This window comes from Streptomyces sp. NPDC001980, assembly GCF_040296885.1.
Lineage (GTDB): Bacteria > Actinomycetota > Actinomycetes > Streptomycetales > Streptomycetaceae > Streptomyces.
In genome coordinates this window covers 1-13,215 of the sequence record NZ_JBEOYD010000044.1, presented here as the reverse complement: position 1 = coordinate 13,215, position 13,215 = coordinate 1, and the positions used below count along the sequence as shown (strand labels likewise).

8 protein-coding genes and 1 pseudogene are annotated in these 13,215 nt (G+C 71.2%); 5 read left to right on the top strand and 4 right to left on the bottom strand.

From position 1 onward, the window contains the following. The 4 genes from ABT137_RS41930 to ABT137_RS41915 form a co-directional block, all read right to left on the bottom strand. On the bottom strand, window positions 1-993 hold the full coding sequence (locus ABT137_RS41930; protein ID WP_351717344.1) for a carbohydrate ABC transporter permease: 993 nt from the start codon (window positions 991-993) through the stop codon (window positions 1-3). Between the two features lie 5 nt (window positions 994-998). Then, on the bottom strand, window positions 999-2,315 hold the full coding sequence (locus ABT137_RS41925; RefSeq protein WP_351717342.1) for an ABC transporter substrate-binding protein: 1,317 nt from the start codon (window positions 2,313-2,315) through the stop codon (window positions 999-1,001). Window positions 2,316-2,730: 415 nt separating this feature from the next. Continuing rightward, a complete protein-coding gene (gene fusA / locus ABT137_RS41920) occupies window positions 2,731-4,845 on the bottom strand; it encodes an elongation factor G (protein WP_351717340.1) in 2,115 nt (704 codons plus the stop codon). A gap of 431 nt (window positions 4,846-5,276) precedes the next feature. Next, window positions 5,277-5,492, bottom strand: coding sequence for a Rossmann-fold NAD(P)-binding domain-containing protein (locus ABT137_RS41915; RefSeq protein WP_351717339.1), 216 nt, complete (start codon window positions 5,490-5,492; stop codon window positions 5,277-5,279). A gap of 158 nt (window positions 5,493-5,650) precedes the next feature. Here ABT137_RS41915 and ABT137_RS41910 point away from each other — a divergent pair, with 158 nt between their 5' ends. From ABT137_RS41910 to ABT137_RS41890, 5 genes and pseudogenes are all read left to right on the top strand, one after another. Continuing rightward, complete coding sequence (locus tag ABT137_RS41910; RefSeq protein ID WP_351717337.1) at window positions 5,651-7,606, top strand: LamG-like jellyroll fold domain-containing protein; 1,956 nt, start codon at window positions 5,651-5,653, stop codon at window positions 7,604-7,606. Window positions 7,607-7,834: 228 nt separating this feature from the next. Continuing rightward, the gene (locus tag ABT137_RS41905) at window positions 7,835-9,547 is read left to right on the top strand and encodes a carbohydrate binding domain-containing protein (protein WP_351717335.1); all 1,713 of its coding nucleotides are present in this window, start codon (window positions 7,835-7,837) and stop codon (window positions 9,545-9,547) included. A 135-nt stretch (window positions 9,548-9,682) separates the two neighbouring features. After that, on the top strand, window positions 9,683-11,779 hold the full coding sequence (gene ligA, locus ABT137_RS41900) for an NAD-dependent DNA ligase LigA (protein ID WP_351717333.1): 2,097 nt from the start codon (window positions 9,683-9,685) through the stop codon (window positions 11,777-11,779). A 402-nt stretch (window positions 11,780-12,181) separates the two neighbouring features. Further along, window positions 12,182-12,982, top strand: coding sequence for a maleylpyruvate isomerase N-terminal domain-containing protein (locus tag ABT137_RS41895; protein ID WP_351717332.1), 801 nt, complete (start codon window positions 12,182-12,184; stop codon window positions 12,980-12,982). Between the two features lie 138 nt (window positions 12,983-13,120). Continuing rightward, a pseudogene (locus tag ABT137_RS41890) lies at window positions 13,121-13,215 on the top strand (DUF5304 family protein); the annotation flags it as partial.

The window sequence follows — 13,215 nt, the reverse complement described above, 5'->3', positions numbered from 1 at the left end:
CTAGACATCCGAGGTCCTCCGTCCGCGCGAGGTGAACACCAGGTACACGCCGGTCACCACCAGCAGGAAGAGCAGCAGGAGCACGGACATGGCCGAGCCGCTGCCGAAGTTCCAGGTGACGAAGGAGGCCTGGTAGATGTGGACCGAGATGAGGTCGGCGGCCTCCGGGGCGGACCTGCCGAACAGGACGAACGGCGTGTTGAAGTCGTTGAACGTCCAGAGGAACAGGACCAGGATCAGCACCTGGTTGACCGGGCGCAGCGACGGCAGGGTGATCCGGCGGATCTGCTGCCACATGCCGGCGCCGTCCAGGGCGGCCGCCTCGTACAGCTCCCGCGGGATGTTCTGGAGGCCGGCCATCACGATCAGGAAGGCGAACGGCCAGCCCTTCCACACCGACACGATGAGCAGCGCGTAGAAGCTGTTGTCGCCGATCAGCCAGAAGGACGGCTTGTCGGTGAGGTGCAGCTGGTCGTGCAGGACATGGTTCACCAGGCCGTTGTCGTGCTGGAACATGAACACCCAGGTGATGACGGCCGCGTAGACCGGCAGCGCGTACGGCACCAGGAACAGGGCGCGCAGCAGGCCCCGGCCGCGGAAGGTGTCCTGCATGAACACCGCGGCCGCGGTGCCGATCAGCCAGCACAGGCCGACCGAGAGCAGGGTGAAGCCGACGGTGACGAAGAACGAGTGCAACAGGGCTTTGCCGATCGGGGCGTTGAACTCGACCGACAGCTTGTAGTTGTCGAACCCGGCCCAGGGGGCGGTGGTCCAGTCGCGGATGTAGAACTGGGTGAGCTCCTTGAAGCTCATCACGACGCCGATGACCATCGGGATGAGGTGGACGAGGAGTTCGAGCAGCAGGGCGGGCAGGAGGAGCAGGTAGGGCAGTCCGATCCGGCGGATCCGCCCGGGGCGGCGGCCCGAGCCGCCCGCCGCCCCGGGGGAGTTCACCCGCGCCGGTTCTTGCACAGCGGTGGTGGTGGTCGTCATCTCGTTCAGGCCGCCGGCATCTGCTGCTGGGCCTTCTCCAGCTCGGCCTTGACGGAGTCGGTGGTGATGGCGCGGCCGGCGGCGGCGTCGGCGAACAGGTTCTTCACCGCCGTACCGACCGTGGTCTCGAACTGCGACTCCGAGGCCACCTGGGGCAGGGCCGCGGCACTGGTGGCGAGGGTGTTCTTCAGGACGGAGTTGGCCGGGGTGTTGAAGGCCGCGTCCTCCTGGGCGGTCTTGACCGGCGGGATGGAGCTGTAGGCGGTGTTGAGGATCTTCTGCTCGTCGTCGCTGGTCATGAACTTCACGAACTTGGTGGCGCCGTCGAGGTTCTTGGTGTTCTTGAAGACCGCCAGGTTGATGCCGGCGACCATCGAGTTGACCTGGGCACCGGTGCCGGGGGTGCCGGACTGCACGGGCACCGGGGCGATGCCGTAGTCGCTGTCGCTCATGCCCTGCGACTTGAGGTTGGAGGAGGCCGACTGCCACAGCAGCATGGCCTGCTTGCCCTTGGCGAAGTCGCTGACCGACTGGTTCTGCGCGTACTCGGCGTCACCGGTCGGGATGACCTTGTCCTTGGCCATCAGGTCGACGTACTGCTTGACCGCGGCGACGATGTTGTCGTTGGTGAAGTCCGGCTTGCCGTCGGAGGTGAAGAAGTCGGCGCCGTGCTGCTTGGCGAAGACGAAGGTGTGGTGGATGTTCTCCGAGACGTTGCCGCCCTCGGCGCCCAGCACCGACTTGCCCTTCGCCGATATCTTCTTGCCGTCGGCGATCAGCTCGTCCCAGGTGACCGGGGGCTTGGCGATACCGGCGTCGGCGAAGATCTTCTTGTTGTAGTAGAGCGCGTACGCCATCGAGTACAGCGGGACGGCCGCCGGGTCCTTGCCCTCGGCACCCGTGGAGCCGAGCGCGGAGTCGACGAAGCGGTCCTTGCCGCCGATCTTGTCGAAGTTCTTGGCGTCCCAGGGCAGCAGCGCGCCGGTCGCCTGGAGCGAGGCGCTCCAGGTGTTGCCGATGTTCAGCACGTCGGGGCCCTGGCCGGAGGTGGTCGCGGTCAGGATCCGGTTGAGCAGGTCCGACCAGGGCACGACCTCCAGCTTGACCTTGATGCCGGTCTGCTTCTGGAACTTGTCGAGTTCCGGCTGGAGTACCTTCTTGTCGATCTCGATGCTGGCACCCTGGTTGGAGGCCCAGTAGGTGAGCGTCTTCGGGGAGTCGTTGGACCCGCCCCCGGTGGACGAACCGCCACCGCAGGCCGTGGCCGCGAGGGCGAGAGACATGGTGACGGCGCCTACGGCCGCGGCTCGGATGCTGCGCATGGCTCCAGCTGTGCCTTTCCGGGAGTCGAGAACCCCGAGAGGGCTTCGCGAGGGCCGGCGCCCGCGAGTGCGGACGCCGAGACCGACGTTCGGCTTCCGAAGCCCCTCATGGCTTAATTTAGGACGTGAGTTAATCCCCCGAAGAGGAGCTCGTCAAGGGATCCGGCACGGGTATCCGTGCAGGCGGGCCGGGGAACAGCTGGTTCCGGAGCGATGCTACGCCCACGCGCGGCGGCGTGACCTGGGCCGAAGCCGGGTGGCCTGGGCGCCGAGGGGCCGGATGCCGTTCCACAACGGTTGTGTTTCGACGGACGGTTGCCGGTGGCGGGGGCGTGGTGCGGGGGCCGGGGAAGTCGTCCCCGGCCCCCTCGTCCCCCGCCCTCTCGCCCCTCGCCCCCCGCCCCCCGCACCGGTGTTACCGGGCGGGGACCACGGCCGGCGCCGGTGCGTGGCCCGACGGGCGGGTGGTGAAGGTGCCGCGGCCCTGGGTGCGGCCGCGCAGCCGCGTCGCGTAGCCGAAGAGCTCGGCCAGCGGCACGGTGGCGGTGAGCACCACCGCGCCGCCCCGCGCCGCGGAACCGGTGACCCGGCCGCGCCGGGCGGCCAGGTCGCCGAGCACGCCGCCCACCGCGTCCTCGGGCACGGTGACCGTGACCTCGGCGACCGGCTCCAGGAGCGTCATCGCGCAGGCCCGCAGGGCCTCCCGGAGGCCGAGCCGCCCTGCCGTACGGAACGCCGTGTCGGAGGAGTCCTTCACATGCGTCGAGCCGTCGGTCAGGGTGACCCGCAGCCCGGTGACCGGATGCCCGCCGAGCGGCCCCTCGGCGAGGGCGTCCCGGCAGCCGGCCTCGACCGCGCGGACGTACTCCTGCGGCACCCGGCCGCCGACGACCGCCGACCGGAACGCGAAGCCGACCTCGTGGCCGCCCTCGTGCCCGCCTTCGCGCCCGTCCTCGTGCCCGCCCTCGTGCCCGAGGGGTTCGACGTCCAGGACGACGTGCGCGAACTGCCCGGCGCCGCCGGTCTGGTGGACGTGCCGGTAGACGAAGCCGGTCACCCCGCGGGTCACGGTCTCCCGGAGGGCGACCCGTGGCCGGCCCACCGTCACCTCTGGGCCGCCGTCCCGGCGGATCTTCTCCACCGCGACCTCCAGGTGCAGTTCGCCCATCCCGGACAGCACGGTCTGCCCGGTCTCGGCGTCGGTGCGCACCACCAGCGAGGGGTCCTCCGCGGCCAGCCGGGCCAGCGCCTGCGCCAGCCGGTCGGTGTCGGTACGGCGGCGCGCCTCGACGGCGACCGAGACCACCGGTTCCGCGGCGGCCGGCGGTTCCAGGAGCAGCGGGGCGTCCGGAGCGCACAGCGTGGCGCCGGGGCGGGCCGACTTCAGCCCGACGACGGCGACGATGTCACCGGCCGCCGCCCGGTCGAGGGGCTGGTGCCGGTCGGCCATGACACGGAGGATGCGCGCCACGCGTTCGGTGCGGCGCGTCGCCGGGTCCCACACGGTGTCTCCCTTCTCGATCGTGCCGGAGTAGACCCGGACGTGGGTGAGGCGCCCGGTGGCGGTCGCGGTCACCTTGAACGCGAGCGCCGCGAACGGCCCCTCGGGGTCGGCGGCCCGCCGCTGCTCGGCGCCCTGATGGGTACCGCGCACGGCGGGGACGTCGAGCGGCGAGGGCAGGTAGGCCACGGCCGCGTCGAGGAGCGGTTCGATGCCCCGGTTGCGGTAGGCGGAGCCGCACAGGACGACGACGCCCTCGCCGCTCAGGGTGAGGTCGCGCAGGGCGCCGGCCAGGGTGGCGGTGGACAGCCGTCCGGGCGGCGCGCAGAACTCCTCCAGCGCACCCGGGTGCAGCGCGGCCACCGTCTCCTCCAGCGCGTGCCGGCGCCGGTCCGCCGTCTCCCTCAGCTCCTGGGGAACGGGCCCCTCCGTCGCCGTACCGCCGTCGTCCGCCCAGACCAGCGCGCGCATGCGCACGAGGTCGACGACGCCGGTGAAGCCGTCCTCCGTGCCGATGGGCAGCTGGACGACGAGCGGGGCCGGGTGCAGCCGGGCGCGGATCGACTCGACGGCTCTGTCGAGGTCGGCGCCCGCGCGGTCCAGCTTGTTGACGAAGGCGATCCTGGGGACGCCGTGCCGGTCGGCCTGCCGCCACACCGACTCGCTCTGCGGCTCGACGCCGGCGACCGCGTCGAACACGGCGATCGCGCCGTCGAGGACGCGCAGGGAGCGTTCGACCTCGTCGGCGAAGTCGACGTGGCCGGGGGTGTCGATGAGGTTGACGCGGTGGCCGTCCCAGGCGCAGCTGACGGCCGCGGCGAAGATGGTGATGCCGCGGTCGCGTTCCTGGGGGTCGAAATCGGTGACGGTGGTGCCGTCGTGGACCTCGCCGCGTCTGTGGATGGTGCCGGTGGCGAAGAGGATGCGTTCGGTGACGGTGGTCTTGCCGGCGTCGACGTGGGCGAGGATGCCCAGGTTGCGGACGGCGGCAAGGGGGTTGACGGAGTTCGTGCGGAGTCCGGTGCGCATGGCCCGGTGCCTTTCGAGTGACGGTTCCCGGAATCGCTCCCGGAAGGGGCAGCGCGATTTCCCGTGCGGCGAAGTCCACCGGTCATGCCTGAGGGCACGTCAAAGTGCGTACATGTAACGGTGGTTGACTGATCCGGTCGCGCGTCACGGAGTCCGGTGCCGGCCGCGCGGCGGGCACCGGAGGGACGGGGACACGAGGATCACGTCGTAGCGGGAAAGGGAGGAGACGACAGCGGTGCGATCCCGCATGGCCCTCTCCCCTCGCTCGTCCGAACTCGTCACGGCACGGCACCGCGACCGCGGGACGCGGCTACGGTGCGTGACAGTGGATGAGTGTAGGCAGGGGGTGCGGGGCGGGGCACCCGGTTTTCGTCCGTGAGCCGCCGGACGCGAGTGCCACACCTCCTGAAGAACTCAGGCCCGCGACCCGGCTACTTCATACCGAGGCGCAGCGCCCCGTCCAGCCTGATGTTGGTGCCGTTGATCATGGGGTTCTCGGCGATGTGCTGCACCAGGGCGGCGTACTCGGCGGGCCTGCCGAGGCGCGCGGGATGCGGGATCGAGGCGCCGATGGCGGCCTTGGCGTCGTCGCTGAGGACGTCCATGAACGGGATGTCGAAGACGCCGGGCACGACACCGACGACCACGGGCGGGCTCGCCCGCGCTGTTGCCCGCCCCGCCCCGACGGCGATTCAAGTCCCGGACAGAAGCCCGCTCTTCGCCTGTCACCTCTTGGCCGCCCCGCCGGGAGCGCCGCTGGGTAGCGTCGTCGCGTTTGAGCCATCGGCACGGGAAAGGCGGCCCCATGTCCCATCGAGACGACACCCCGGCACAGGAGAGCACCGGTCGGAGCCGGCGTGGTTTTCTCCGCACCACGGCGCTGGCCGGTGCGGGCGCGGCAGCCGGAGGAACCGGCGCGGCCGTGCTCGGCGCGACGCCCGCGTCGGCCGCGGAGGCCACCGGCAGCGCCCGGACCGGCGCCTGGAGACCGGATACGGCCTCCCTCCGGTTCACCCTCGCGGTCATGCCGGACACCCAGTTCCTGTACTGGGGCAGCCAGGACAGCGTCAACCGGACCCCGCAGGAGGCGTCGTTCCGCTACGTGATCGACCACAGCGGGGACGCGGACGGCGACAACATCGTGTTCATGGCGCACCTCGGCGACCTGACCCAGGACGCGGACCCGTCCTCGTTCCAGCAGGTCGACAAGGCCTTCGCCCTGCTGGACGCGCACGGTGCCGCGTACAGCGTGCTGGCCGGCAACCACGACGTGAGCGGTGACGACAGCCGAGGCGACACGCCGTACCTGCGGACCATGGGCCCGCAGCGGTTCGCGCACGCGAAGACCTTCGCCGGGGCCGACCCGACCGGCTACAACACGGCGCACGTCTTCCGGGCCGCCGGCCGCTCCTGGCTGCTGCTCGCCCTGGACTGGCGGACCAGCGAGCAGGGTTTCGCGTGGGCCGAGAGCGTCATCAAGGCCCACCCGAAGCTGCCGGTGATCCTCACGACGCACGACCTCGTCTACTCCGACTACGATGACAACGTTTTCCCGTACGAGTCCGGCGACCCCGAGGACAACGCCGTGCTCTCCGACCACGGCCGGACGGTCTGGGACCGGCTGATCGACGGCAACGACCAGATCTTCCTCACCCTCAACGGCCACTACTGGCCGCCCGCGCGGACGACCGCGAAGAACGCCGCCGGCAACGATGTGCACCTGCACATCACCAACTACCAGAACCGCTACTTCGGCGGTGGCGGCATGATCCGGCTGTACCACTTCGACCTGGCCCGCAACACGATCGACGTGGAGACGATCAACCCCTGGATCCTGGCCCAGAAGCCGGAGTCCCGTTCCGAACTGGCGGCCGAGCACGCCCGGATCACCGGTCCGGTGGACTCGTTCTCGGTGCCGATCGACTTCGAGCGGCGCTTCTCCGGCTTCGCCCCGGTCCCGGCCCGGCCCGCCCGGCCGGCCGCCCGGGAACTGGTGAAGGGCACGCTGGCGTACTGGCGCTTCGACGGGCAGGGCGCGCCCGGCACCGCGCTCACCGCGGGCGACACCGTCCGCGACCTGTCCGGCAAGGGCAACGACCTGACGGTGGTGACCCTGCCGGGCACCGCGGCCGACGCGCTCACCTGGTCCGCCGACCACCACCCCGACCAGCCCGCGCATGCCGGCCTGAAGTTCAGCGGCGGCCGGAACCCGCTGCACGGCTCGTACCTGACCACCGGGGCGCAGGCCCCGCTGAACGGCGAGACGTTCGAGTCCGGGTACACCATCGAGACGTTCGTGATGCTGCCGCTGGACTGGGACGCCGGGAACAACGGCTGGGCGTCGATACTCAGCCGCCGCGGCTCGGCCGGGGACGCCGGCAAGCACGGCAAGAACACCGACCCGGGCGAGCCGGTGCTCCAGCTCTCCATCTCGAACAACGGCCGCGAGCCGCAGTTCAACCACTACCCGCTGAACGACACCTACCCGACCACCAACTGGGGGCACGGCCTGGTGGAGCTCAGGTGGTGGCACCTCGCGGTGGTCAACGACGGCCGCCGCACGCGGCTGTACGTCGAGGGCGCCCCGGTCGTCGACAACCCGAACCGCCTGTCGGCCGGCCTCACCTCGCTGGGGCTGCCGTGGCTGGTGGGCGGCCACGAGTACGCGGGCGCCGTGGACATGGTGTTCCACGGCAGCGTCGGCGACATCCGGATCGTGAACCGCCCGCTGGCCGCGGACGAGTTCCTGACGGCGCGGTGAGCCGGGGTCTCCCGTCTCCGGCCCGTTCGCCGGAGACGGGAGACACCCCCGTCGGGGCCCGGCGCGGGGGCCCGTGGAGGCGCGTGGGCGGCGATACCGCTCCCGAATGGTATGGAGTTGGTCTAGTCCTCTTGACTGACGGGCCTCGACGGCGGTTTGGTATGTACCAAATCTCGGCCCACCCCCCACCACCCCGCCCTCGATGGGCATCCCGAAAGGGCCACTGTCATGCACCTGGCAAGATTTGCGGCCTCCGCGTGTGCGCTCGCACTCGCGGCCACCGGCGTCACCGTCGCGCTGGCCCCGGCCGGCAGCGCCGCGGGGAGCAGCGTCTACTCCGTGGCTCCCTACGTCGACATGTCGAACGGTCAGGAAGGACTGCTCGACACCGCCATCACGGGCCACGGGCTCAAGGCCTACACGGCGGCCTTCGTACTCGGCGAGGGCTGCACCCAGATCTGGGGCGACACGCTCCCCATAGGCAACGACTCCTACACCGACCCCGAGATCGCCAGGGCGAAGTCCGAGGGCGCCTCCGTCATCATCTCCTCCGGCGGGGCCAGCGGTGAGCCGCTCGCCTGGACGTGCTCGACCCAGAGCAGCATCGACGCCGGGTACCAGGCCATCATCAACGACTACGGCGTCACGCAGCTCGACTTCGACGTCGAGGGCGCCGCCATCGCGGACACCGCGGCCGCGGCCCGTCAGATGCAGGCGATGAAGGACCTCAAGGCGTCCAACCCGAACCTGCAGTTCTCCATGACCCTGCCGGTGCTGACGAGCGGGCTGACCAACGACGGCGTCAACATCCTCAAGGCCGCCAAGACCGCGGGCATCAAGATCGACGTGGTCAACATCATGGCCATGGACTACTACGCGGGCACCGGCACCGAGATGGGCCAGGGCGCGGTCTCCGCGGCCAAGGCCACGCTGGCGCAGATGCAGTCCGTCGACTCCGGTTACACCTATGCCAACCTCGGCATCACGCCGATGATCGGCAAGAACGACGACGGGTCCACCTTCACCCTCGCGGACGCCCAGACGGTGGAGTCCTTCGCCGCGCAGAACGGCGTCGGGCGGCTGTCGTTCTGGTCGGCCAACCGGGACCAGCCGTGCAGCGGCAGCGCCAACTCGCTGTCCACCTGCAGTGAGATCAGCCAGAACACGCTCGCCTTCACCGACGCGTTCGTGCCCTACGAGGGCAGCACGGGCGGTGGCGGCGGAGGCACCACCACCGACTTCTCGCTGTCCCTGTCGCCGGGTTCCGCCTCGGTCGCCCAGGGCGGTTCGGCGACCGCGACCGTCGGTACGGCCGTCACCTCCGGCAGCGCCGAGTCCGTCAGCCTCTCCGCCTCCGGCGCGCCGTCCGGCGTCAGCGTCTCCTTCAGCCCCACATCCGTGACATCCGGCGGCAGTTCGACGCTGACGGCGACGGTCGGCTCGTCCGTGGCCGCGGGCACCTACCCGATCACCGTCACCGGCACGGCCGCGAGCGGCAGCCACAGCGCGACCTACTCGCTCACGGTCACGTCCTCCGGCAGCGGCGGGGGCGGCGGTGGCGGCTCGCTGACCAACGCGGGCTTCGAGACCGGCAGTCTGAGCCCCTGGACCTGCACGGGCGGCAGCGCGGTGGTCGCCGGCCCGGTCCACAGCGGAAGCCACAGCCTGCAGGTCACGCCGAGCTCCAGCAGCACCGGCGAGTGCGACCAGAGCGTGACCCTGTCCGCCAACCACACCTACACCCTGACCGCCTGGGTGCAGGGCCCGTACGCCTACATCGGGGTCAGCGGCGGCGCCACCGCGAGCACCTGGTCCAACAGCAGCAGCTGGAACCAGCTCACGGTCAGCTTCACCACCGGCAGCAGCGGGGCGGTCACCGTCTACGTGCACGGCTGGTACGGCCAGTCCAACGTCGACGCCGACGACTTCACCCTGAGCTGAGGGGGTGTTTCCCGTACCACGGACGGCTTGAGTGGGCCCGGCGGGCCGGAGTTGGACGGATCAACAAGGTCACCGCCGGCGCCCACCATCCCCACGCGCGTCGCGTTGTCAGTGGCGGGAGGCACGATACGAGGCATGACGACAGCTGCAGCAGAGATCGTGGATACCGTCGCCTACGCGCAGGCGGTCGAGGAGGCCGTCGGGGCGGCGGCCGCGTACTACGCGGGCGGCACGTCGCCGCTGGACGACGACGCGTACGACCGGCTGGTTCGCTCGATCGCCGCGTACGAGACGGAGCATCCCGAGCAGGTGCTGCCCGACTCCCCCACCGGGAAGGTGGCCGGCGGCGCGGTGGAGGGCGATGTCCCGCACACGGTGGCGATGCTGAGCCTGGACAACGTGTTCTCCGCGGAGGAGTTCACCGCCTGGACCGAGTCCCTGGCCCGCCGTGTCGGGCACGAGGTCTCCCGCTTCCACGTGGGGCCGAAGCTGGACGGGCTCGCCATCGCCGCCCGCTACACCGAGGGCCGGCTCACCCGGCTGATCACCCGCGGGGACGGGACGGCCGGGGAGGACGTTTCGCACGCGATCGGCACCATCGAAGGCCTGCCCGGGCAGCTGGCCGAGCCGGTCACCGCGGAAGTGCGCGGCGAAGTCCTCATGACGACCGCCCAGTTCGAGTACGCCAACACCGTGCGCACCGAGCACGGCGGGCTGCCGTTCGCCAACCCGCGCAACGCCGCGGCAGGCACGCTGCGGGCCCGGGAGCGCCTCTACACGGTGCCGATGACGTTCTTCGGCTACGGACTCCTCCCCGTGCCCGGCACCGACCCGGTACTGGCCGAACGGCTGACCGCGTCCGCGCACAGCGACCTGATGCACCTGGCCGCCGAGCTCGGCGTGCACACCAGCACCGCCACCCCGGTCCCGGACACCGTCGCCGAATCCGTGGAGCAGGTCCTCGCCCGGGTGCAGGAGATCGCCGCGGCCCGCGCCGGGCTGCCGTTCGGGATCGACGGCATCGTCATCAAGGCCGACCTCGCCGCCGACCAGCAGGCCGCCGGATCCGGCTCCCGCGCGCCCAGGTGGGCGATCGCCTACAAGCTCCCGGCCGTGGAGAAGATCACCCGGCTGCTGGCGGTGGAGTGGAACGTCGGCCGCACCGGGATCATCGCCCCACGCGGCGTCCTCGAACCGGTCGTCATCGACGGCTCCACCATCACCTACGCCACGCTGCACAACCCGGCCGACATCACCCGCCGCGACCTGCGCCTGGGCGACCAGGTCATGGTCTACCGCGCCGGCGACGTCATCCCCCGCATCCAGGCCCCCGCCGCCCACCTGCGCACCGGCGACGAACAGCCCATCGCCTTCCCCGAGGCCTGCCCGCGCTGCGGATCGGACATCGACAAGAGCGAGGAACGCTGGCGGTGCACGCAGGGCCGCAACTGCCACCTGGTCGCCTCCCTCTCCTACGCCGCCGGCCGCGACCAGCTCGACATCGAAGGCCTCGGCGCCACCCGCGTCGTCCAACTCGTCGAAACCGGCCTCGTCACCGACCTCGCCGACCTGTTCACCCTCACCCGCGAGCAGCTCCTCGGCCTGGATCGGATGGGCGACACCAGCACCGACAACCTCCTTGCGGCGATCGCGGCGGCCAGACAGCAGCCGCTGTCGCGGGTGCTGTGCGCACTCGGGGTGCGGGGCACCGGCCGATCCATGTCCCGCCGTATCGCACGCCACTTCGCCACCATGGACAACATCCGTGCCGCCGACGCCGAGACGATGCAGCAGGTCGACGGCATCGGTTCCGAGAAGGCCCCCTCGATCGTCGCCGAACTGGCCGAACTCGCCCCACTCATCGGAAAGCTCGTCGCCGCGGGCGTCAACATGACCGAGCCCGGCGCCACTCCGCCTGTCCCCGGCGACGAGACGAGCCCCGACGGCGACGGCGAGGCGCTCGTCGCCGCGCCGGAGGCGGGTCCGCTGGCCGGGATGACCGTGGTCGTCACCGGCGCGATGACCGGGGCTCTGGAAAAGCTCTCCCGTAACGAGACGAACGAACTCGTCGAACGCGCCGGCGGCCGCTCCTCCTCCAGCGTCTCCAAGAAGACCACCCTCGTCGTCGCCGGGGAGAACGCGGGCTCCAAGCGCGCCAAGGCCGAACAACTCGGCGTCAGGCTCGCCACCCCTGACGAGTTCGCCGCCCTGGTTGCCGACTACCTCAACTGATGCGTCTCGGGCACGGCATGTTCCGCACCTCACAGCGCTCCGCGCGACGTGAACGGGAACAAAGGCACGGCGGTTGACCGTTCATCCATACGTGACCGCGGAGGGGACAGTGTCCCCGGGCCTCACCGATGGCCCATGGGGACGATCGTCCGGCTGAAGCCCCATGGAGCCTGCCGCCGAGAGGCGACCGCCCTCCGCATGTCACCGCCCGCGGCCCCGGCTGGCCTCCCCCGTCCAGCCGGGGCCCACTCACATCCCGATCGTCGCCCCTGGCCTCTCTGCACGGAGAGTGGTGGTGCGGAACGGTCACAGAGCGCTCCGCCTGGGCGCACGCCTCGCGCTCGCCGCGACGGCTGTGAAAATCGGTGTCCGATGGTCGGAACGCGGTGATAGAGAGTCGGTGTGACAACGCCCCTTGAGTTCCCCGTTCTGCTGCGACTGATCGACGAACGGTCGACCGCCTTCCGCGCCGCGGTCGCCTCCGCGCCCAGCCTCGATGTGCCGGTGCCGACCTGCCCCGAGTGGACGCTGTTCGATCTGGTGCGGCACCTGGGCGAGGGACGCCGCTCCTGGGCCGCCACCATCGCCGCAGGGCCCGCCGCTCCGGCCAAGTCCGTACCAGAGGGCGCCCCGGCCGCGCCCCGGGAGCGCGAGGCCGTGTCGGCCTGGTTGGCCGCGTCGGCGCAGGAGCTGCTGGACGCACTGCGGGAGGCCGGCCCGGATCGGGGGTGCTGGACGTGGTGGGGTGCGTCGCAATCGCCGCAGACCTGTGGTGCCGTCGCCCGGCACCAGCTCCAGGAGATCGCGGTGCACACCTACGACGCCCAGCTCACTGCGGGTGCCCCGCAGCCGCTCCCGGATGATGTGGCACTCGACGGTGTGGAGGACTTCCTGTCCACCTGCGTCGCAACGACGAGTGCCTGGCCGCACAAGCCCACTGCCTTCGACTTCCACTCCACCGAGGGCCGCTCCTGGCGCCTCACGGTCGACGGCGACGGCGCACGCGCCACCCGTGTCCCCGCGCCCCGCACGACGCCCGGCACCGCTGCCGACGAGGGCCCGGACGCGGCCGGCGTCTCCGTCCGCGGCACGGCCAGTGAGCTGGTCCTCTTCGTGTACGACCGTATCCCGGCGGACTCCCTGCAGATCGACGGAGACGCAGGTCTGTTCGATCTGCTTCGCGCGTGGGAGCCGGAGGAGTAGGACCTGACGCCGCGCCACCTCCTCCGCCCCGGGGACATGCCTCTGGCCAACGGCTGCGGGCGAGTTCGAGCAGGCCCTGAGGGAGGTCGGCGCCGGCACATCGACGAGGGGGCCGGTTCCCCGGGCGCGTGCCCGGGGCACCTGGCCGCGGCCGGCAGCGAACTCCTCGCCGCCTACCGCTCCGCGGTCCAGGCCCAGGAGACCCGCTGGACCTCCGGCAGCCACGACAAGGG

Bases quoted from the DNA above. Each gene is read 5' to 3' on its own strand.
- ABT137_RS41905 (WP_351717335.1), top strand. From the start codon at position 7,835: ATGCACCTGGCAAGATTTGCGGCCTCCGCGTGTGCGCTCGCACTCGCG.
- ligA (WP_351717333.1), top strand. From the start codon at position 9,683: ATGACGACAGCTGCAGCAGAGATCGTGGATACCGTCGCCTACGCGCAG.
- ABT137_RS41930 (WP_351717344.1), bottom strand. From the start codon at position 993: ATGACGACCACCACCACCGCTGTGCAAGAACCGGCGCGGGTGAACTCC.
- ABT137_RS41925 (WP_351717342.1), bottom strand. From the start codon at position 2,315: ATGCGCAGCATCCGAGCCGCGGCCGTAGGCGCCGTCACCATGTCTCTC.
- fusA (WP_351717340.1), bottom strand. From the start codon at position 4,845: ATGCGCACCGGACTCCGCACGAACTCCGTCAACCCCCTTGCCGCCGTC.
- ABT137_RS41910 (WP_351717337.1), top strand. From the start codon at position 5,651: ATGTCCCATCGAGACGACACCCCGGCACAGGAGAGCACCGGTCGGAGC.